The following is a 19,594-nucleotide window of genomic DNA, read 5'->3' as shown; positions in this document are numbered from 1 at the left end:
CTGAGAATCGATTTGATTTCTCAAGAGTTTAACATGGATAAACGAAATCGATGCGTTTCGAGAATGAAATACGACAAGAAACCCGTCGAAGAAGAGAACTTCCTCGACGGTGAGTAAATCACTTAAATTTGTATCTTGACTTAAAGGGGAAGTCCTTATCGATCTTTTCGTCGCCGATGGTTCCACTCGCGTGTAAAACTTCTTCAACTGAAATATAAGCGTTATCGAGATCGTTGAAATTTTCTAATGCGATTTTTCCGTTACTCACGGTGAAAGTAACATCAAACGTCGGAAAAAGATATCCGTTCACCTTATAATTACTGGAACGAAGTCTTTGCGTTCCGTTGAAAGTTGCTTTTGTTAGAGAAGGAACTGAAGAAGCGTCTATCGTTTGGGAGGTAGAGAAGTCTTGAAAAAGTTCACCTTCTAACAAAACGGTCGCCGAAGAATTTTCCGGACCTTCGACGAGGGGAGCTATAAAGGAGCAGGAAGAATAGACAGCCTTCACTCCGTTGAACTGAACGGTTGTGGTTGCCCCCGCTACATTGACTGAAATGTCACCGGAAGCTTCCACTTTCCCACCCCTCGGACAATTTTGAGTTTGGTTGATAGCTAGATATGGAGATACAATCCCGTTTGAATAGTTTCCCTGCCCTCCGTTACAGGAAGTGTTTAATTTTAGAGAAGCATACAAACCGCTGACGCCGGGATTTTTAGGGGTGATAGCGGCAAGAAGCATCAATGTTTGTGCGTTAGAAGAGTCGTTTCCCTTCCCGTTACATTGTGCGAAGAAAACCGAGAATACCAAAACCAAAGAAATATTTTTTATAAGCATAGTCGAATCCTCCTAATGGACCGACCTGCTTATGAAAATAAGTACTCACTTGTGCCAGAAAAAAATTAAAATCGAATCGTTACGCCAGCGGATATCTCTTTACTTTGTAAGGAAACGTTTAACTTGGGAACAACGATCCGATCTTCTAGGCTATAACCAAGAATAGCGTCCATCAGTAAAACAAAGAGAAAAGCGGACATATAGGATTCCTTATCTTTCTCATACTGTTCTTTCTGCATAATTCTTCCGTCCGAAGTTTTTACCAAGTTACCGGAAGAACTAATAACATTCGCATAACCGATAATTAATGCGTTCGCGTCCTTTTGTGACAGAGCGACGAGTACAGATGGCAACGCTATAGGGTTAGAAAAATCTGAAACAGAACTCGGCGCTTGCGTGATTTGATAGGTTTTATAAGCAAGAGCGATTTCTGCGAATATAAAAAAGAATCCCAAACCTTTGACGGAATAAGAATCGGACCGAGCCATCCGAGACCAACCCGGTAGCAGTCCTTCGGAGAAAACGGCGACACCGGATTTTTTCGGCTTTGTTTCCGATAGATCGTTAGTGGGGGAAGCATCTTTGTTAGCGATTTCTGTTTTTGAATTTGGTTCAGGAATTCGAGCCGATTTGGGAACATCATCGGAAAGGAATATTTTCAGAACCTTTGAAAGAGGAATCCTTTCAATTTTGCCGTTCGGATGAGACATTTCGAAACCGTCCGCTACTGGTTTAATTTTTACGTTTTCGATTCTTCTGCCATTCTTTAAGAGCACCGACTTGGCATTCAGATCGAGACAAAAAAATAAACTAAAAATCAGAACCAGGCAAAAGCGAGTGAAGGTTCGCATTGTCGAAACAGAAAAACTCAATGTTTTAGAAAAGTCAACTCGGATATCAAGGCAGGCCACTACTTCTTTCAATTTAGATCTCGAACGTTTGAAATTTAAAAAAAGATGTCAAGAGTCGTACAAATCTCCGCAATTAGGAATAGGAAATAATTATCTTCCTTCGCAAAAGTTTTAAAAAATATTTTTTTTTGAATTTAGCTGGCACTTTTCTTTCAGTCATCTCGTTATTTGATTTAGAATGAGTGAAAACTCCGAAGTTAGAACATTCGATTTTGACGGTTTGTATTCGAGAAATTACGAGAAGATTTTTCGATTTCTGATGAGCAAAGGCGCTTCTCGGGAAGAGGCGGAAGAGATCTGTCAGGAAACCTTCATCAAAGTGCTCCATCATTGGGAAGATTTTGATTCTTCCAAAGGAAACGAGAGTGCTTGGATGATAACGATCGCAAAAAATCAATTCTATGATCTGATACGAAAGAAAAATTCGACTCAGAACAAGGAAATCGGAAATTCCCAAAAATTTATCGAGTCGATCGCTCAAGACGAGAGAAAAAATGAGGATGAATCTTTTCAACTGGATCTATTAAAAGAAAGCGTGGAAAATCTTCCGGCATTGGAAAAGAATATCATTCAGCTTCGTTATATTAAAAAACATACGATCAAGGAAACGGCGGAATTACTTGGAATTTCGGTGAGAACGGTAAATAGGAAAACATACGCTTCATTGACCGTATTGCGTATGAGATTGCAGAGATCTGATTTCGGTTTGGAAATTTAGGAGGTAAAAAATGGATAACGATAAAAATTCCGGCCGAAGAACGCGCATGCAAAAAGCCATAGCCAACGAAATGACAAGATCCGAACTTTCCGAATTCTTATCGGACGAAAAATCCAAAAAAGAATTTTTCACTCTTATGAAACTCAAACACAAGATCGGATCGATCGAAGACGTTTCTAAAAAACAAAATGTATCGGAATTCTTTCCTAAAAAAAAGAATTTCGATATTAAAATCGGCCTCTTAGCCGCGGCTTCTCTGTTTTTGATATCTTCCTTTGCCGTTTACTTTCGCTTTTTTAGCGAGATCAAACAGGAATTTGAAATCGTAAGATCGGTAGTCACAGGGGTTTGCAAAATCGAAAATGAAAAACAAACCTTGAAAATCAATTCCGGAAACGATTCTTTTTGCGATCTCAAGATCGAAGGAGAATTGGGTCTGATTTTGAGAGTATTTCCGAATACCGAGTTTGCGGTTTCTAAAGGTGACGAAACATTCTCTCTCCAACTAAATTCTGGAATCGTAATATTCTCGACTCACAAAAAGAATCCTTCCACGAAAGTTCGTGCGACGGTTCACAAAATTCAGTCGGAGCTATTGGGCACGATACTTACCCTGATTTCCGATAAGAGTTCGGGACGGTATCAAATCCTTGTCTTAGAAGGCGGAGTGCGAGTAAAAATAGGACTTTCCGAAAATCGCAAAAGTTACGATGCCTTAGCAGGCTATTCCGTCTTGGAGGCGGAAAATTCCCAAGAATTAACGATGGATTCGGAGTTAAAGATAATCAAAACGGAAACTAAGGATCAGACAAAATATTCGGAGCTTTCCGAGCACTCCAAACGATTGTTAAACGAAAAGGATTCGAAACACGATCCTGAAACCATTGAATATCTCAAAAAGAAAATTCAGGTGGATTCAGCTTCCTCCGATCCGGTTTATAAGATCACTTTGAAAAATAGGAAATCCTACGTTGGAACCGTGGAAGAAAATGAAAATTCCTATATCCTAACCGACAGGGAAGGAAACCGAGTGGAAATCGAGAAAAAAGACATCATCGAATTGGAATTGGTTCCCTAAATGCGGGATTCGAGAGGATACGTTTTTGGGCGAATGGAACGTGGATGACAATCCGGTTTATTCAGAAATTCTAAATTACAATTTCTTGCTGATGACCGGAATGCTTATGGGCGGGTCGGTCGCGTCACAAACAAATGTGGAAAGAGCCGTGGAGACGATCGAAACCAGGAAAATCCGATCCGCGCATTCGTCTACGGCATCCTTCTGATACATTTTCTTTTCGTCGATTCCCATAGAGTCGGGGATTACAATCGTGAGAGTTAGACCCGCCACGGAAGCCGAACGAACCGGCTCGTTTTCGGAAAGACCAAGGATATAAACAAGTTGGCTGACAAGAAGTCGATCCGAAATGATTTCCTTCGCTTCCTTTCCCGTGACAAGACTCGGATTTATATTGAGATACGCGCAGTGATTATGGGAAAGAATCCAGAGTAGAAAAAGAAAAGAACCGATTTTTGTTTTTCCGAACATCATCATCGTATCAGACGATTCGATTCTTTGAATTTTCCAAATTCCCATGGAAATGAGAAAAAAAGAATCCGAATCGACTGATCTAAGCAGTTCGGTTTACTATTTTTAGTATTTCGGCCAGACGATCGTATCGTCTTTGAAGAGAGGACTGAATCCGAAAAAGATCAATTCATTTTCTTCAAATTGAAAGATCGCATTCAACTTGTCAGAAAATGCAGTTAAACCTTCTTCCTCGTCTTCTTCATGATCATGATCGTGTTCTTCGTCGTCTTCTTCCAGATCGTCGATGCCATTTTTTTCAAGAAGGGCTCGGATGGTTTCTATCGATTCTCCGATGATGGGTTTTCCGTAGAGAAGAATCGAAGGATTGGAAACTGTGATCGAATAGAGTTTGTTGTCTTCGTCGGCGTCGAATTCGTATTCCGCTTCTTGAGAAAAGTATTCGAACCCGGTGGATTCCGAACCTTCATAGTCGTAATTGTAAACCTCGTCCGGCTCGCCCAGTTTCTCCTTTACTTCGTCCATAGACATTCCAAAATAAAGTCCGTTCCATCCCTTTCCGATTTCGATGTTCACATTCCCTCCCGTGGTTCCCAAAAGTTCTCATGGAGCCTTTAGACCCGACTAAATCACAGAGTCCTCGGAACTCCTAAGACTGACAACCTCTTAAAATCCGTTTAGAATCGATTCATACAAAAAATACCGGCGGTCCATTTAACGAATTCGAAGCGGTTTCAAAAAAAGGAAGTCGTGTCCTAAGTGGCAAACGAATCGGGACATGAATCCCTATTTCAGATTTTTAGAATATAGTGTCTGAAACAAATTTTTCGTTTTTTACCAAAAGGAAAGTAGATCGATTAGAAAACGGATTCTTCCGAGAGTCTGAGTTCTTTTCGCATGTTTCGATACTCGTTTCCGTTTCGATTCCAGTAGTCGCTCTGGACACTCGATTGAAGCACTGCAAAGGTCGTCATGAGATGACCGTTAAAATCTCGAAACGTCTCTTCCCAAGCCAAGATCTTATGAGGAAACTTCGACTCGATCCGAATCTTGAGGGTTCTTTCTTCGTCGAGATATTGAATCGTAAAAATTGTGGAGTCGATTTTCCGTTCTTTTGAAATCCTTGCCTTCAACGATTTCAGTTCTTTGTGATTGAGTCTTACGTGAAAAAGACCCGGTATCAAGATCAATTCTCCCAGAGGAACCCGATCCGGATCCAAGCGAAAACGATTCCAGAGTTCGTCTTCGAGCCACTCCTTCTTTAAGGAGAATTTTCGGTCTCCTTCCTGTTCAAAGTAAGAATAGGATTCCACTCGAAATCGATCCTCTTCCAGATTGATCTGAGTGAAAACATTACCGCACCATTCTTGTGAAGACATCGTCTCTTTGAAACTCCGAGGATACGTCAACGTATCCATAGGGGTAAAAACGGAAAGAGTCATGGAATAAGCGTAGATTCCGGTCACAAAATTCTTAACAAAATTGAGTTTAAGAATCTTGGCGCCGTCTTTTTCGTTTTCTTCCGGACGATCGAGTTTTACCTGTTTTCTTTTCGAGAAGTCCTCCGTAACAAAGATAAGTATCGCTTGTCCTTTGTGATTTTCCCCGTAACGAACCTGACTCAGCTCATAACTATCGATTTCAGCCTTTCCTGCTTCCCAATAATTTCGAAACCTTTCCTTGGAATCCGTTTGTTCAAAAGCCTGCGAAGGAGGAGTCTGCTTACACGTATCAAAAATACCAAGAAGAATGAATAAGAACAACAGTGTGTTTTTCATATTTCGATCCTACTAAAATCGGGACGTTCTTCAAGAACTTTCGAATCATGGAACCTTGATTGTTCCCGTTTTCCAAAACAAAAACGTTTTGATTTCGTTTCAAAGGTTCATGAAATTTATTTCGGAGGGAATCGCGAATTAGGGAGAATCTTTCGTTTCGTAATGACGATATTTTTTTCGGAACTCTCGGATGGCTTCTAATTGATCTCGATGTCTACGATAACTCTCCGAATCGTCCAAAGAGTCGGCCGTAGAAAAACACTCTTCCGCTTTTTTAAAGTCTCCAAGCGAAACAGAATAATACGCTAGATTGTTTTGAATCGATTCCCGATCGCGTCCGGTCAATGGACTTCGTTCCGCCTTCTCCCAATATTTCTTGAAAGAACCCGAGTCCCCCGTTTTTTGAAGGAGATTTTTACAGCCGATTTCCAAAAACGCGGTCGTTTTCGCGTCATTGGAAACACAATCGATGTTTTCGATAAAAAATACATCCTGAATGGGAAGAATCTCGGACTTCCATGTATATAATAGTTTTTGAATATTTCTTTGGTCTTCGTCTACGAACCGTTCTTCGCTGTGAAAGTTTGCCCGAACCAGAGTTTTTCGATTCAACCAATCCATTCGAAAAAGGATCTTTTTTTGTCCGTCATCCGACTTGGAACGTCTTAATACGATTGTCATCAGAAGGTTCTCTTTCGAAAACGTTTTAGAATTCTTTCCTTTTTGAACGATTTCGCTTTGAATCCCCTTCTCTTCGGCACCTTCGTTCCAGATAAAATAAGAATCCTCGCGAAGCGTATTCAACGTTGCCTTTTTTATACGTACAGATTCGGATCGATCGAATCCCTTGAGAAAAAACCGAACTTCTACTCTTCGAAAGTCGCCCGCAAGCTTGCGCAAACGCATCGACTCGGCGTTGTTTTTGTAACCTGCGACGGGCACAAAGTCGCTATCGGGTGTTGAAGAAAGACTCTGCACTAGGATCCAAAGACAGATCAACGCGAAGAATGTTTCTGTTTTTCTGCGGTTTGGTAGTTTGTTCGCGTTTCGTTTTACGAATTTCATAAATCGATTTTGAAGATCCATTTTGTATCCGTCTCTTGCAATCTTGGATCTGGATCCATTGAATATACAAATATTTCTTCTCGTAAACACAAGACAGATTTTGGAATGAATTCTTCTCGTTCGAATCGTCTTTAGTTTCTTAGATTCCTTACCAGAGAAAAAGCGAAACGGATTCAGATCGCAAGAGATTGGAGCCGCACGGATCTCCGCAAAATCTACTTTTCAAAAATGATTCGATCCGATATTCCTACCAAACATGTGGAACTCTCTATCTCCAAACGTGAAGTTCAGCGTCGTCATTAGCGTGATTTTATCCTTTCTCGGTTTTTTCAGCTTAGGGGCAATGGGATTCGGACTCTACTATATGGTATTTCCAATCTCGGAATCCGTATTTCCACATCCGAATTCTTTCCATGGAGATTGGGTCTGGCCTACGACGATCTTGGTGGGCATCTTATGGCCGCTCGGTTTTATTTTCGGCGCAATTCTATTCGATTTTTTCAAAAAAAGAGGATGGTCAAATAGAATATTATATTTTCTGTATATTCCTATACTTTGGCTTTGGGCGGCGATTCTCTGGCTTTACTTTATCAACAACAAAATGTAACTGAAAAGTCGAGCATTCAATAACCGCTAAGATACTGAAGCGCACCGATCGCCAGCAGTTTTCCCGGAACGAACAAAAACCAGCCCAGCGCGACCATAAAAAAACAAACGACTACGACCGCGGTTACTCCGATGCTAAAGGGCGCCGAATGATTTCTTGTTACTTCACCTTCGTCGCTACTCATAAAAGTCGCGATACCGATGCGGAGATAGTAATAGAGCGCAAGAGCCGAGTTCGTTACTCCCCCGATCAGTAAAATTCGATTCATCAACGTGTCCGATTCCGCGAGTTTTTGAAAGAGAAATAGTTTCGCCCAAAATCCTCCGAATGGTGGAACACCCGCCAAAGACATAAAGAAAATGTTGATCGCAATCGCAGTGAGCGGCTTTGCTCCGGAAAGAGATTGAACCGAAAAGAAAGTAACCTGTCTCGTACCTTCTTCGAGATAAGCAAGAATCGCAAAGGCTCCTAAGCTAACGAAAGAATAGACGATCAAGTAGAACAACGCTTCTTCGTGGACTCCCGCTGCGATTCCCGCGACGACATATCCCGCGTGCGCAATGGAAGAATACGCGAGCATTCGTTTTAGATTTTCCTGTTTTAATGCGAGTAAGTTTCCGTAAACCATGGAGCATAACGCAAGAATTCCCGGTAACCAAGCCCAGGTCGTTTCCGTGAAAGGCATCGGTAGCTTGGTATAAAGAATCAAAAGAAGTCCGATGGAAGCGGACTTAGACGCGGTCGCCATGTATCCGGTGACCGGTGTCAATGCTCCTTCGTAGGCATCGGGAGTCCATGCGTGATAAGGAAAAAGCGCGATCTTAAACGCGACTCCGGTCAAAAACAAAACGAGACCGATCTTTGCAAAGTTCCCTTGATATCCTGCGACGACCAAGGGTTTTAATGCAAGGGTTATGTTTGTAGAGCCGCTTCCTCCGAAAAGAAAGGCGATTCCCATCAGCATAAATCCGGATGAAAAACTTCCTAAAAGAAAATACTTGAGAGTCGCTTCCAGAGAGAAAAGATCGCTCCTCGCCATTCCTATAAGAATATAAAGACAGATGCTCATCAATTCCAAGGCGACGAAAACGAGGATAAAGTCCTGTCCGGAAGTCATCAGCATCATTCCACAAGTCGCGAACAAAAGCAAAGGATAGAATTCGGGAAATTCTACTTTATGATTTTTTAATATTCTTGGGACGATCGCCGCGGTTCCGATCGCCATCGATAAGTAGATTAAATTCAACCAAAATGTGATGACTGTATTTTCAATCTGCCCACCGAAGTAGACTCCGTTTCCCGGAAATCGAAACGAAGTGTAAAACACGCTCGCAAGAGCGATGAGAAGAATCAATCCGGATGTGTATCTTACGATCAAAAATTCCTTTGTCTTAAAAAGAACGCTCAGGCAGATCAGAAATACTCCACCGCCTGCCAGGATCACTGCGGGAAGAATGGAAAATAGGTCGAGGATGTTTGGTATTAGATTCATTGCACCGCCTCCTCGTCTCCTTCTGGAGAAGTCTCTTTACCCTTTCGAATCGATTCGGGAAGCGCGAATTTGCTTTGGTATCCTTTCAGACGTTCTTCGTAACGAACCGGATCGACTCCCAAAGATTTATAAGAAGTGTATTTTCTTTCAAACGGTTTATCGCTCAGGTCTTTTTCCTTTAAAGAACGATCTTGTATTACTTTCGCCGAAGCGGAGTTTAACGCAACTCTTACGGAAGGTTCCAAAACTCTCAAGAAAGGTTTCGGATAAATTCCGATCCAAAAAATCATGACAACGGTAGGAACGAGAATCGCCCATTCTTTCAAATTGAGATCATGGTGTTCCGTTAGATTCTTCGTAGGCTCCCCAAAGATCATTCTCTTCGCAAAAAGGAGAAGATACCCGGCGGCAAAAACCACACCCGTTGCGGCTAACGCGCCGTAGACGACATTGGCTTTGATACTTCCGAGGATGATCAAAAATTCTCCGATAAAGCTGTTTGTGCCGGGAACTCCGAGGGAAGAAAAAATTCCGATCGCAAAGAATACGGAAAAGACCGGAAGAAGTTTGGACAATCCCCCGGCCTTCGCGATATCGTTGTTTCCGATTCTTTCATGCAACATTCCTAACATAAAGAAAAGCATCCCTGCGGTGAATCCGTGGTTGATCATTTGAAGCATCCCACCTGCCATTCCCTCTTCCGTAAAACTCAAGATACCGAGCATACAAAAACTCATGTGGGAAAGGGAAGAAAACGCGACGACTCGTTTGGAATTCTCCTGCGCCATCGCAATGATCGCTCCGTAAAGAATTCCTGCGATCGCGAGCCCCCCTAAGAGCTCTCGGTATTCCAACATTTCTTCGGGAAACAACGGAATTGCTAAGCGAATAAATCCGTAGAGTCCGATCTTTAATAAAATTCCGGAAAGGTCCACCGAACCGACCGTAGGCGCCTGTGAGTGAACATCGGGCATCCAAGTGTGAACCGGAAACAAAGGAACCTTGATCGCAAACGCAAGGACGAACGCGAAGAACATAAACAAACGGATGTTTTTCGGAATCTCCGGCAAAAGCCCGGTGGACAGATCTTCGATCACGATCGTTCCCGTTTTAAAATATAAGATTAGAATTCCTGCAAGCATCAGGACCGAGCCGGTAAAGGAGAAGATCAGATATTTGATCGCGGCTTTTACCCTCTGGTCTTCTCCCCAAATTCCGACCATCAATACCATCGGAGAAACCATCGCTTCCCAAAAGATATAGAACTGAACGAGGTTTCCGGATAGAAAAACTCCGTGTACACTCATCTCGACGATCATTAGATAAATGTAAAATTCTCGGATTCTGGAAGTGATGCTCGACCAAGTTGCGAGTGTGGAAAGAAAGAACAACATGGAAGACATTCCGCAGAGCAGAAGACTGAAGCCGTCCATTCCGACGTGATAGTCGATTCTTAAATTTCCGGAAACGACTACGTCCCGAATACGATCCACGAATTGAAGCGAAGCGTTTTCCGGATCGTATTTGAAATACAAACCTACGAGGATTAAGAAGGGAACTAACGTGAACGTTCCCGAAATGAATCGTAACCAATAAACCTTATTGGAAAGAAATAAGAACGGAACCCCGATGAGAGGTAAGAATAAAAAGATACTCAGTATAAATGGCGGGAAATCCAAGTTACAGCCCCCTCAGTAGAAAAAAGGAAAGAATGGCGACCGTTCCGAAGACGATCAGGATCGCGTAGTCGACCACGATTCCGGTTTGAATTCTTCTAAGCACCAAGGAGATCGCAACCGCGACCCTTCCGGTACCTCGAAGCATCAAATCCAGAAAATTTCGTTCCACATAATTTGCGAAAAACTTACCAAGTAGAAGAATCGGATCTACGATAAAGTCTCGGTAGAATTCATCCACGAAATATTTTTTGGAAAGAATTCTTTTAAATCCGGAAAGAGATTCTTCTTCCACGGGAACGTTTTTACCGGTGAGAAAAATCGTCCTCGCGATAAAAATTCCGGAAACCGCCACCGCGACGGAAACCGCGACGAGAATCAAGTCCATGGACGCATTCGCCTCATGACCATCTAAGCTTTGTTTGACGATCATCTGAGAGATTTCGGTTCCTCTGAGGAAAATCGGAGCGAAGTATCTCGTTAGGAGGTCGACTCCTCCGAAAAGAAAATGCGGTACCTCTAAAAATCCGGTGATCGCCGCGCCGACCGACAAGATTACGAGCGGAATCGTCATCACAAGAGGAGATTCGTGCAGATGAGAAGCCTTGTGTGAGGACACACGAGATTCTCCATAAAATGCCAAATAGGTCATTCGGAACATGTAGAACGCGGTCAAGAGCGCCGTGATGATTCCGAGTCCGTAAAAGAGGGTTCCATACGCATAACTTTTTTCTAATATGAGATCTTTGGAAAAAAATCCGCTAAAGGGAGGAATTCCGGATATCGCCAAAGATCCTACAAGGAAAGTAATCCAAGTGATCTTCATTTGTTTTTTGAGTCCGCCCATATTGCGGAGATCCTGTTCGTGATGAAGCGCGTGGATCACTGAACCGGAACCCAAAAACAAAAGCGCCTTAAAAAACGCGTGAGTCATCAGATGAAAGAGCCCGGCGACGTAGGCGCCCGCTCCCATCGCTACGAACATATAACCTAACTGAGATACGGTGGAATACGCCAAAACTTTCTTGATATCGTTTTGAAAAAGACCCACGGTCGCGGCTAAAAACGCGGTTACCGATCCTATGATCACGATCCAATGACCGACTTGTGGAGCGGAAAGAAAAATCGGATTGAGCCTTGCGATCAAAAAGATTCCCGCCGTCACCATCGTAGCCGCGTGAATCAAAGCGGACACGGGAGTCGGTCCAGCCATCGCGTCCGGTAACCAAACGTGTAACGGAATCTGAGCCGACTTTCCGATGGCTCCGATAAAAAAACAAGCGGCGGCAATCGGGAGAATGTAACGAAACGAAGGAACTTCCGGAATCGCTTCCGCGATCTCCGTAAAAGAAAGAGAACCCGTGTACCAAAATACGAGTGCGATCCCAAGGAGCATTCCCAAGTCGCCGATTCTGTTTGTGATAAAGGCTTTCATCCCCGCGTTTGCGGCGGAATCCTTGTGATAGTCAAAACCGATCAACAAATAAGAACAAAGACCCACTCCTTCCCATCCCAGGAAGAGAAGAATTAGATTTTCTGCAAGAACCAGATTCAACATCGCGAATATAAAAAGATTCAAATATGCGAAGTAGCGCGTAAAACCCGGATCATCCTTCATATAACCGATGCTATAGAGATGGATCAATGATCCGATTCCGGTGATGATCAAAATCATATATAAGGAAAGTTGATCGACCTGATACGCGAGCGAGACGTTCAAACCTCCGGCTTCGAACCAAGGAAATAAGGTTACGATCTCGGGAACGGAACGTTCCATAGGATGAAATTGAAAAAAAGAAACGAGCGCCAAAGCAAAAGACAAAAAGACTACGGCCGTGGAAAGAATACCGGTAAAACCTTTCAGCCATTTGCCGAAAAGCCCCGAAATTAAAAAACCGATCAAAGGGAGCGCGACTAACGCAGGGATGAGGTTGGAAATTTCCATTCTTACTACCATTTCATCAGATTCATTTCGTCTACGTAGCTTGTCTTTTTGAGCCTATGAATCGCGATCACAATCGCAAGTCCGATCGCGGCTTCCGCCGCGGCGATCGCCATCACAAAGAAGACCACAACTTCTCCGTCCACTTGGTGGAGGGCTTTGGAGAAGGTGACGAAAACGAGATTCACCGAGTTTAAGATCAATTCCACGGACATAAAAATAAGGACCGCGCTTCTTCTTACCATCACGCCGGCGACTCCGATCGTAAAGATGATCATCGCGAGGGTTAAAAAATATTCCACAGGAATTCCGGAAATCCAAAGGTTCATGGTTTTTCTCCTTCCAATCCCTTGTTGGCGAGATTCTTTTTTCCAAGTACGACTGCTCCAAGGACCGCGGCGAGAAGAAGAATGGAAATCAATTCGAAAGGAAGCAGATAACGGAGAAACATTGCGGTTCCGACCACTGCGGTATTTCCGGACGAAGTAGAGCCGACTCCGTTCGCTGTGTTTCCGCCCTTGGGAATATCGAAAGAATATTCAACATTGCTGTTGGAGAGATAGCCGATTCTTTCCGAAGTTCGCGAAGGAATTCCGTCGTGTACGGCGGTAATCAAAAGAACTCCCAAAAAGGCGACGAGGGTCAGATACAAAAGTTTTTTCACCGGTTTTTCAAAGATAAAAAACTGAGGGGCGTCGTCCCTGAGAGAAAGAAGCATCAAAACGAAGACGACTAAAACCATGATCGCACCCGCATACACGAGAAGTTGCATCGTCGCGATAAAAATCGCGTTCATCACCGCGTAAATAGCCGCGAGAGAAAAAAAACTCAATACGAGAAGAACGGCGGCGGTGATCGCGTTTGGGTGAAAGATCACTCCCAGAGAACTGAGAATCATCACCGTCGCAAACAGGAAGAATAGAAGCAGTTGAGGTTGATCTGTTAGTGGCATTTTCTTATATTCTTAAAATTGTATATAGATGCTTGCGATGACGATGTTCAAAATCGCCCAAGGAATCAGCTTTTTCCAACCGAGAGACATGAGTTGGTCGTAACGAAAACGAGGAAGCGTCCATCTCACCCAGAGAAACAAAAACGTAAAAAAGAGAACCTTTCCCAAAAAGAAAAAGAGTCCGAAAAGAGGTTGTAAAACGTGACCGTCCAAAATCCCAAAAGGAACCTGATAACCGCCGAAAAAAAGCAAGGTCACCACACAACTCATCGTGATCATGTTCATGTATTCCGCGATGAAGAATAACGCGAACTTAAACGCGCCGTATTCCGTGTGAAAACCGACGACGAGTTCCGATTCTGCTTCCGCCAAATCGAAAGGAAGACGATTGGTTTCCGCAAACATCGCGACTACAAAAAGGAAAAACGCAATAAAACCGGGAAGTTTGAAAATATTCCAGAGACCCGCCTGAGAGGCGCTGATATCGGTAAGTTTCAAGGAACCGGTGATGATCACAATGGAAGCGACGCTCATCGAAAGAGGAAGTTCGTAACTGATCATCTGAGCCGTCGCACGAATCCCGCCTAACAAGGAATATTTGTTGTTACTCGCCCAACCCGCGATGATGATTCCATACACAGCGAGAGAGGAGATCGCAAACAAAAAAAGAATCCCCGTATCGGGGTTCGCAACTTGCAGATCCAAAAACTGAAGACCGGTCGCGTTCTGCAAAAATCCGGGAAGAGGAATCTGACCACCCAAAGGTACGACCGACCAAGCCATGATGGCGCAGGTCATCGAAATTCCCGGAGCGATGAGATACATCACACGATTTACGTTCAGAGGGAACACTTCTTCTTTGGTAAGAAACTTGATTCCATCCGCAAGGGGTTGGAGAAGTCCGAAGATTCCCGCACGATTGGGTCCTTTGCGGTCCTGAATAAAACCCGCGACCCGTCTTTCGGCGAGAGTGTAATAGGCGCAGGCGGTGATCAGGATAAAAAAGAAAAGACCGCTCTTTAAGAGCCAAAATAGGATTTCGTTCCAATTCATAGAAGAGCCTTATCCTCCTTGCGTCTACGAGGTTCCGTCACGGGTTCCGGTTTTACTTTGAGTCTTGCGTCAAACTCGGAACGGAATTTCTGAAGAGCCGGACGAACCGCCCCGACACAAGCGTCGGAAAGAGGACAAATCGTAGTTCCACCCTCCATGTTACGAGATAAAGAAAGAATCAGATCGATATCCTGAGTTGTCCCTTCCCCGTCTCGAATTTTGGAAAGAATGTCCCGAACCCAATGGGTTCCTTCTCTACAAGGAGTACACTGACCGCAGGATTCGTGCGCGTAGAATCTTGCGAAACGAAACGTGGTTTCTACGATGTCGGTTCCTTCCGCGAGTACGATCACCGCACCCGAGCCGAGCATGGTTTTGTGAGCGGCCATCGATTCGAAATCCATGTTTGCGGTTTTACATTCTTCCGCCGTTAAAATCGGAACGGAAGAACCTCCGGGTATGATCGCCTTCAGAGGTTTATCGTCGACGATTCCACCGCAGAGATCATTCACAAGTTCTAATAAAGGAGTTCCTAATTCGATTTCGTAGACGCCCGGTCTTTTTACGTGACCCGAAACGCTGAAGAGTCTTGTTCCCGGAGATTTTTCGGTCCCGATCTTGGAATACCAATCCGCACCTTTGTCCAGGATATGAGGAATCGCGGAAAAGGTTTCCACGTTATTCACCACGGTGGGGGAACGATACAAACCGGAAACCGCAGGAAACGGAGGTTTCAATCTTGGATGACCTCTTCTTCCTTCCAGGGAATTGATGAGTGCGGTTTCTTCTCCGCAGATGTAAGCGCCCGCACCTTCGTAGAGGACGAGATCAAAGTCAAAGCCCGAACCTAAGATATTCTTACCGAGATACCCTTTTGTATAGGCTTCGTCGATCGCCTTCTGCATCGCTCTTGCGCCTTTCTGAAATTCTCCACGAATGTAGAAGAATCCCTTGTTCGAGTTGATCGCTCTTGCGCCGATGATCATCCCTTCGATGATCTGGTGAGGAAGGTTCTCAATCAGTTTACGATCTTTGAATGTACCGGGCTCGCCTTCGTCCGCGTTGCAGATGATATATTTCGGTTTTGGAATATCCTTCGGGATAAAGGACCATTTCAGTCCGGTCGGAAAGCCCGCGCCTCCCCGTCCTCTGAGTCCGGATTTTTTCACCTCGGCGATGATATCGTCGGGTTTCATCTGAAGCGCTTTTTTTAAACCGTCGTAACCGTGAACCGATTCGTAAAACTCAAGTTCTGTGGACTTGGGGTTATCGATGTATTTCGTAAGAATTTTCATTTCTGCCATAAGGATTTCCTTTGTCAGTTCAGACTTTTTAGAATCTGATCCACCTTTTCAGGAGTCAGTTGTTCGTAAAAATCGTCGTTGATTTGCACCATCGGAGAATAACCGCAGGCGCCGAGACATTCCACTTCTTCCAAGGTAAACTTTCCGTCCGGGGTCGTTTGTCCGAGATGAATTCCCAAACGATCGCAGAGATGTTTTTCGATCCCGTCGTTTCCTTGGAGATAACAACTCGAGGTTCCGCAGATCTGGATATGATACTTTCCAACGGGCTTCTTATTATAGAGAGTATAAAACGTAGCCACTCCGTACACCTGCGCGAGAGATATCGGATCTCCGAGACGCTCCGCGATGTAGTTCATCCCGTCCTGATCCACAAAACCGTTTTCCCTCTGGAGAATGTACAAACAAGGGAGAATGAGAGAGCGCTTTTCCGGAAACACTTCCAGCATCTTCTGAAATCTTTTTTCGGATTCTTCACTGAATTTGTAACTCATCAGCAGTCCAACTCCCCGGCGATCACGTTCAGAGAACTCATCGTAGCGACGGAATCCGCGAGCAAACCGCCTTTTACGAGTTCGGCGTAGGATTGATAAAACCAGAAACAAGGACGTCTAACGTGGACTCTCCAAGGAGATTTTTCGCCTTCGGAGACGATGTAGTAACCGAGTTCTCCGTTGGCGGCTTCGGTCCCCATATAGTATTCTCCCGGAGGGACCTTGACTCCGTGCATGATGATTTTGAAGTGATAGATCAATTCTTCCATGTTGTTGTAGACTTTGTTCTTTTCGGGAAGATAAGCGTGCGGAAGATTCGCGTGCCAGGTTCCTTCCGGAATCCCGTCTACCAACTGTTCGATGATACGAATCGACTGACGCATCTCTTCCATACGAACCAAGGTTCTATGAAGAACGGAACCGTCCTCGCCGACCGGAATGTCGAAATCGACTTTATCATACAACATATACGGTTCGTCTTTTCGAACGTCCCAATCGACGCCGGCGGCGCGGAGATTCGGTCCCGAATAACCGTAAGCGATTGCGTTTTCCGCGGAAATCCCGCCGACTCCATCCGTGCGTCCCAGAAAGATTTTATTCTTTAAAAGAAGGCTGTTGAATTCTTCGATCGCGGGTTTGAGTCCTTTGCAGACCATCTTTACTTCTTTTACGAAATCGGGATAGATGTCCCTTTCCAAACCGCCGATTCTACAAAATGTAGTCGTCAGCCTGGCTCCGGTGAGTTTTTCGATCACCTGATAGATATTTTCCCGATGGTGAAAGAGATGCAAAAGCCCCGAAAAAGCTCCCAAGTCCACTCCCAAAATTCCGGAACAGATGATATGATCCATGATTCTGGAAAGTTCGGAGATGATCATTCTCACATACGTCGCACGATCCGGAACCTCGATCTGCATCATCTTTTCCACAGCGAGAATCCAACCGATATTGTTCAGAGGAGTGGAAACGTAGTTCATCCGATCCGTGCAGACCAGGAACTGATTGTAAGTATAACGTTCTCCTAATTTTTCGAAACAACGGTGCACGTAACCGATGACCGATTCCGCTTCCACGATTCTTTCGCCGTCGAGTTGAATCACGTTCTGAAGAATTCCGTGCGTCGCGGGGTGAGAAGGACCTAAGTTTACGAGGAGATGACCTTCCGGAAGATTGGCAAACTTCTGTCCGAAATGTTGGGCCGTTTTTTCGTACATCATTTTACTTTCCTCCTTCCTTTGTGATGTCTTCGGAGATATGCATTTGGAGAAGATCTTCGATGAGATAATCCTGACCGAACCCTTCGAGCGGAAAATCTTTACGGAGTGGATGGCCCTGGAAGTTATCCGGCATCAAGATCCGATCCAAGTTTGGATGATTGGCAAAGGGAATTCCGAAAAGGTCATACACTTCCCTTTCCGGCCAGTTGGCGCCTTTAAAAACGGAGACGATACTCGGAACCGATTCTCCCTCTTCTACTCGGACCTTGATCTGGATTCTACTCGACGACTTGTTCGCAGAACGGAGCAGATAACAGACCTCGAAACGGGGTTCTTTTTTTCCGAGCCAATCGATCGCGGTAAGATCGTTTAGAAAATTATAATAGAGTGTTGGATCGTTTTTGAGCGCCGTTAAAACCGGAACCAAACCTTCCGGTTTTAGAAAAAAAACGGGAACATTGGAAACGACGGATTCTTGTTTGTCCAAGAAGTGAGGGAATTTATCTTTGAGGAAACTTTCTACTGCTTCTTTCATCTTACAACCAGGGGTTTATTTCTTTCGTTCAATTCCTGGATTTTATGCATCACTTCCTGACGTCTTTCTTCCAGCCCCTGAGTTTTCAACTTCTGCTGTAATTTCACAAGCGCGTCCAAGATCGCTTCCGGACGAGGAGGACAACCAGGAACATAAACGTCGACGGGAAGAATTCGATCCACACCTTGCAGAACTCCGTACGTGTTGAACATTCCCCCCGAAGAAGCGCAAGCTCCTACGCTGATCACAAATTTCGGCTCGGCCATTTGATCGTAGATCTGACGAAGCACTGGAGCCATCTTATAGGTGATGGTTCCAAGAACGAGAATCATGTCCGCTTGACGAGGTGAGAACGAAGGGCGTTCCGCACCGAAACGAGCGATGTCGTAATCGGAACAGGATGTGCTCATATATTCGATGCCGCAACAAGCCGTCGCGAAAGGATACGGCCAAAGGGAATAACTTCTTCCCCATTGAATCACGGATTCAACGTTTCCGAGTTGAATCATGTCGCCCAGGGCTTGGCCCGGAGCCTTGCTAAGATCACTCAATCCCATTCCAGTGCTCCTTTCTTCCAGATATAGTATAAGCCTACGACTAAGGTGAGGACAAACACAAACATCTCGAAGATGAGAAAAAAACCGATTCCCGCGTTCTTAAATCCGATCAAATTGACTGCATAAGGAAAAAGGAAGACGGCCTCAATATCGAACAAAATAAAAAGAACGGCTACAAGATAAAACTTAATATTAAAAAGACCTCTCGCATCCCCGTAGTACTGCACACCACATTCGAACGTGTCTTGCGGCTTGGACTTCTTTTTGGGGCCAATGAGTATGGCAAGGGTAAGAATCAGAGCGGAGAAACCAACTCCGAGTAAGAATTGAATTAATAAAGGGCCAAGGTGCTCGGGAGCGCTATCCATAGCTCCTATTAGACTCCGGTTTGCATATAGCCTGTCAACCTATTTCGCGATCCGTAGAGAGCGAAATAGCCAACGAACAGCGAAAGCGAAGTGAGTGGCTTCCAACGAAGTTGGAAAAACAGCGATCCGTAGAGAGCGAAATAGCCGACGAACAGCGAAAGCGTAGTGAGTGGCTTCCAACGAAGTTGGAAAAACAGCGATCCGTAGAGAGCGAAATAGCCAACGAACAGCGAAAGCGTAGTGAGTGGCTTCCAACGAAGTTGGAAAAACAGCGATCCGTAGAGAGCGAAATAGCCAACGAACAGCGAAAGCGAAGTGAGTGGCTTCCAACGAAGTTGGAAAAACAGCGATCCGTAGAGAGCGAAATAGCCAACGAACAGCGAAAGCGAAGTGAGTGGCTTCCAACGAAGTTGGAAAAACAGCGATCCGTAGAGAGCGAAATAGCCAACGAACAGCGAAAGCGAAGTGAGTGGCTTCCAACGAAGTTGGAAAAACAGCGATCCGTAGAGAGCGAAATAGCCAACGAACAGCGAAAGCGAAG

22 protein-coding genes are annotated in these 19,594 nt (G+C 44.5%); 3 read left to right on the top strand and 19 right to left on the bottom strand.

Annotated features, from left to right (window positions below; translation table 11 throughout):
• Positions 1-118 precede the first annotated feature (118 nt).
• The gene (gene srp, locus DLM75_RS19440) at positions 119-835 is read right to left on the bottom strand and encodes a sigma factor SigX-regulated lipoprotein (RefSeq protein ID WP_118970169.1); all 717 of its coding nucleotides are present in this window, start codon (positions 833-835) and stop codon (positions 119-121) included.
• 65 nt (positions 836-900) lie between these two features.
• Positions 901-1,758 (bottom strand): LA_0442/LA_0875 N-terminal domain-containing protein, encoded by an 858-nt coding sequence (locus DLM75_RS19435; protein WP_118970168.1) that lies wholly within the window; start codon positions 1,756-1,758, stop codon positions 901-903.
• 166 nt (positions 1,759-1,924) lie between these two features.
• On the opposite strand from DLM75_RS19435, the gene DLM75_RS19430 reads away from it, so the two are divergent.
• The gene (locus tag DLM75_RS19430; protein ID WP_118970167.1) at positions 1,925-2,464 is read left to right on the top strand and encodes an RNA polymerase sigma factor; all 540 of its coding nucleotides are present in this window, start codon (positions 1,925-1,927) and stop codon (positions 2,462-2,464) included.
• 10 nt (positions 2,465-2,474) lie between these two features.
• The gene (gene rsx / locus DLM75_RS19425; protein WP_118970166.1) at positions 2,475-3,542 is read left to right on the top strand and encodes an LIMLP_03685 family anti-sigma factor; all 1,068 of its coding nucleotides are present in this window, start codon (positions 2,475-2,477) and stop codon (positions 3,540-3,542) included.
• Positions 3,543-3,617: 75 nt separating this feature from the next.
• Here the strand turns inward: rsx and DLM75_RS19420 are convergent, their stop codons facing one another.
• The 4 genes from DLM75_RS19420 to DLM75_RS19405 all read right to left on the bottom strand — a co-directional run bounded on the left by DLM75_RS19420 (position 3,618) and on the right by DLM75_RS19405 (position 6,877).
• Positions 3,618-4,061 carry a TIGR04452 family lipoprotein gene (locus DLM75_RS19420; protein WP_118970165.1) on the bottom strand — a complete coding sequence of 148 codons (444 nt, stop codon included), beginning with the start codon at positions 4,059-4,061 and terminating at the stop codon, positions 3,618-3,620.
• Between the two features lie 57 nt (positions 4,062-4,118).
• A complete protein-coding gene (locus DLM75_RS19415) occupies positions 4,119-4,589 on the bottom strand; it encodes a hypothetical protein (RefSeq protein WP_118970320.1) in 471 nt (156 codons plus the stop codon).
• 281 nt (positions 4,590-4,870) lie between these two features.
• Entirely contained in the window at positions 4,871-5,791 is a 921-nt protein-coding gene (locus DLM75_RS19410; protein ID WP_147456668.1) for a hypothetical protein, read from the bottom strand.
• Between the two features lie 138 nt (positions 5,792-5,929).
• On the bottom strand, positions 5,930-6,877 hold the full coding sequence (locus DLM75_RS19405; RefSeq protein WP_147456667.1) for a tetratricopeptide repeat protein: 948 nt from the start codon (positions 6,875-6,877) through the stop codon (positions 5,930-5,932).
• Positions 6,878-7,112: 235 nt separating this feature from the next.
• Between DLM75_RS19405 and DLM75_RS19400 the strand changes: the two genes are divergently transcribed.
• Complete coding sequence (locus tag DLM75_RS19400) at positions 7,113-7,463, top strand: hypothetical protein (protein WP_118970162.1); 351 nt, start codon at positions 7,113-7,115, stop codon at positions 7,461-7,463.
• Between the two features lie 16 nt (positions 7,464-7,479).
• On the opposite strand, the gene DLM75_RS19395 is transcribed toward DLM75_RS19400, so the two are convergent.
• From DLM75_RS19395 to DLM75_RS24305, 13 genes are all read right to left on the bottom strand, one after another.
• Positions 7,480-8,955, bottom strand: a complete 1,476-nt coding sequence (locus tag DLM75_RS19395; protein ID WP_118970161.1) for an NADH-quinone oxidoreductase subunit N — start codon at positions 8,953-8,955, stop codon at positions 7,480-7,482.
• The gene (locus DLM75_RS19390; protein WP_118970160.1) at positions 8,952-10,634 is read right to left on the bottom strand and encodes an NADH-quinone oxidoreductase subunit M; all 1,683 of its coding nucleotides are present in this window, start codon (positions 10,632-10,634) and stop codon (positions 8,952-8,954) included. Before DLM75_RS19390 ends, DLM75_RS19395 begins: the two co-directional genes overlap by 4 nt.
• Before the next feature lies 1 nt (position 10,635).
• Positions 10,636-12,576, bottom strand: a complete 1,941-nt coding sequence (gene nuoL / locus DLM75_RS19385) for an NADH-quinone oxidoreductase subunit L (RefSeq protein ID WP_118970319.1) — start codon at positions 12,574-12,576, stop codon at positions 10,636-10,638.
• Between the two features lie 5 nt (positions 12,577-12,581).
• A complete protein-coding gene (nuoK, locus tag DLM75_RS19380; RefSeq protein ID WP_069608100.1) occupies positions 12,582-12,902 on the bottom strand; it encodes an NADH-quinone oxidoreductase subunit NuoK in 321 nt (106 codons plus the stop codon).
• On the bottom strand, positions 12,899-13,471 hold the full coding sequence (locus DLM75_RS19375) for an NADH-quinone oxidoreductase subunit J family protein (protein WP_429945503.1): 573 nt from the start codon (positions 13,469-13,471) through the stop codon (positions 12,899-12,901). The genes nuoK and DLM75_RS19375 overlap by 4 nt, the downstream gene beginning before the upstream one ends.
• Positions 13,472-13,537: 66 nt before the next feature.
• Positions 13,538-14,578 carry an NADH-quinone oxidoreductase subunit NuoH gene (gene nuoH, locus DLM75_RS19370; RefSeq protein WP_118970158.1) on the bottom strand — a complete coding sequence of 347 codons (1,041 nt, stop codon included), beginning with the start codon at positions 14,576-14,578 and terminating at the stop codon, positions 13,538-13,540.
• Entirely contained in the window at positions 14,575-15,882 is a 1,308-nt protein-coding gene (gene nuoF / locus DLM75_RS19365; RefSeq protein ID WP_118970157.1) for an NADH-quinone oxidoreductase subunit NuoF, read from the bottom strand. Before nuoF ends, nuoH begins: the two co-directional genes overlap by 4 nt.
• Before the next feature lie 14 nt (positions 15,883-15,896).
• Positions 15,897-16,376: an NADH-quinone oxidoreductase subunit NuoE gene (gene nuoE, locus DLM75_RS19360; RefSeq protein ID WP_118970156.1), complete on the bottom strand. Its 480-nt coding sequence runs from the start codon at positions 16,374-16,376 to the stop codon at positions 15,897-15,899.
• Positions 16,376-17,593 (bottom strand): NADH-quinone oxidoreductase subunit D, encoded by a 1,218-nt coding sequence (locus DLM75_RS19355; protein WP_118970155.1) that lies wholly within the window; start codon positions 17,591-17,593, stop codon positions 16,376-16,378. Before DLM75_RS19355 ends, nuoE begins: the two co-directional genes overlap by 1 nt.
• A 1-nt stretch (position 17,594) precedes the next feature.
• Positions 17,595-18,128, bottom strand: a complete 534-nt coding sequence (locus DLM75_RS19350) for an NADH-quinone oxidoreductase subunit C (protein ID WP_118970154.1) — start codon at positions 18,126-18,128, stop codon at positions 17,595-17,597.
• Positions 18,125-18,685: an NADH-quinone oxidoreductase subunit B gene (locus DLM75_RS19345; protein WP_118970153.1), complete on the bottom strand. Its 561-nt coding sequence runs from the start codon at positions 18,683-18,685 to the stop codon at positions 18,125-18,127. Before DLM75_RS19345 ends, DLM75_RS19350 begins: the two co-directional genes overlap by 4 nt.
• A complete protein-coding gene (locus DLM75_RS19340) occupies positions 18,676-19,053 on the bottom strand; it encodes an NADH-quinone oxidoreductase subunit A (protein ID WP_118970152.1) in 378 nt (125 codons plus the stop codon). The genes DLM75_RS19345 and DLM75_RS19340 overlap by 10 nt, the downstream gene beginning before the upstream one ends.
• A gap of 8 nt (positions 19,054-19,061) precedes the next feature.
• A partial coding sequence (locus tag DLM75_RS24305; protein ID WP_158586493.1) for a hypothetical protein occupies positions 19,062-19,594 on the bottom strand: 533 nt, incomplete at its 5' end.

This window comes from Leptospira stimsonii (assembly GCF_003545885.1).
Classification (GTDB): Bacteria; Spirochaetota; Leptospiria; order Leptospirales; family Leptospiraceae; genus Leptospira; species Leptospira stimsonii.
The sequence above is the reverse complement of the archived record's forward strand: the minus strand, read 5'-3'. Positions and strand labels throughout refer to the sequence as shown.

What these genes read in the sequence shown, in the direction of transcription:
- srp (WP_118970169.1), bottom strand. Translation starts at nt 835, where the DNA reads ATGCTTATAAAAAATATTTCTTTGGTTTTGGTATTCTCGGTTTTCTTC.
- DLM75_RS19430 (WP_118970167.1), top strand. Translation starts at nt 1,925, where the DNA reads ATGAGTGAAAACTCCGAAGTTAGAACATTCGATTTTGACGGTTTGTAT.
- rsx (WP_118970166.1), top strand. Translation starts at nt 2,475, where the DNA reads ATGGATAACGATAAAAATTCCGGCCGAAGAACGCGCATGCAAAAAGCC.
- DLM75_RS19420 (WP_118970165.1), bottom strand. Translation starts at nt 4,061, where the DNA reads ATGGGAATTTGGAAAATTCAAAGAATCGAATCGTCTGATACGATGATG.
- DLM75_RS19410 (WP_147456668.1), bottom strand. Translation starts at nt 5,791, where the DNA reads ATGAAAAACACACTGTTGTTCTTATTCATTCTTCTTGGTATTTTTGAT.
- DLM75_RS19405 (WP_147456667.1), bottom strand. Translation starts at nt 6,877, where the DNA reads ATGGATCTTCAAAATCGATTTATGAAATTCGTAAAACGAAACGCGAAC.
- DLM75_RS19400 (WP_118970162.1), top strand. Translation starts at nt 7,113, where the DNA reads ATGTGGAACTCTCTATCTCCAAACGTGAAGTTCAGCGTCGTCATTAGC.
- DLM75_RS19395 (WP_118970161.1), bottom strand. Translation starts at nt 8,955, where the DNA reads ATGAATCTAATACCAAACATCCTCGACCTATTTTCCATTCTTCCCGCA.
- nuoL (WP_118970319.1), bottom strand. Translation starts at nt 12,576, where the DNA reads ATGGAAATTTCCAACCTCATCCCTGCGTTAGTCGCGCTCCCTTTGATC.
- nuoK (WP_069608100.1), bottom strand. Translation starts at nt 12,902, where the DNA reads ATGAACCTTTGGATTTCCGGAATTCCTGTGGAATATTTTTTAACCCTC.
- DLM75_RS19375 (WP_429945503.1), bottom strand. Translation starts at nt 13,471, where the DNA reads ATGATTCTCAGTTCTCTGGGAGTGATCTTTCACCCAAACGCGATCACC.
- nuoH (WP_118970158.1), bottom strand. Translation starts at nt 14,578, where the DNA reads ATGAATTGGAACGAAATCCTATTTTGGCTCTTAAAGAGCGGTCTTTTC.
- nuoF (WP_118970157.1), bottom strand. Translation starts at nt 15,882, where the DNA reads ATGGCAGAAATGAAAATTCTTACGAAATACATCGATAACCCCAAGTCC.
- nuoE (WP_118970156.1), bottom strand. Translation starts at nt 16,376, where the DNA reads ATGAGTTACAAATTCAGTGAAGAATCCGAAAAAAGATTTCAGAAGATG.
- DLM75_RS19355 (WP_118970155.1), bottom strand. Translation starts at nt 17,593, where the DNA reads ATGATGTACGAAAAAACGGCCCAACATTTCGGACAGAAGTTTGCCAAT.
- DLM75_RS19350 (WP_118970154.1), bottom strand. Translation starts at nt 18,128, where the DNA reads ATGAAAGAAGCAGTAGAAAGTTTCCTCAAAGATAAATTCCCTCACTTC.
- DLM75_RS19345 (WP_118970153.1), bottom strand. Translation starts at nt 18,685, where the DNA reads ATGGGATTGAGTGATCTTAGCAAGGCTCCGGGCCAAGCCCTGGGCGAC.
- DLM75_RS19340 (WP_118970152.1), bottom strand. Translation starts at nt 19,053, where the DNA reads ATGGATAGCGCTCCCGAGCACCTTGGCCCTTTATTAATTCAATTCTTA.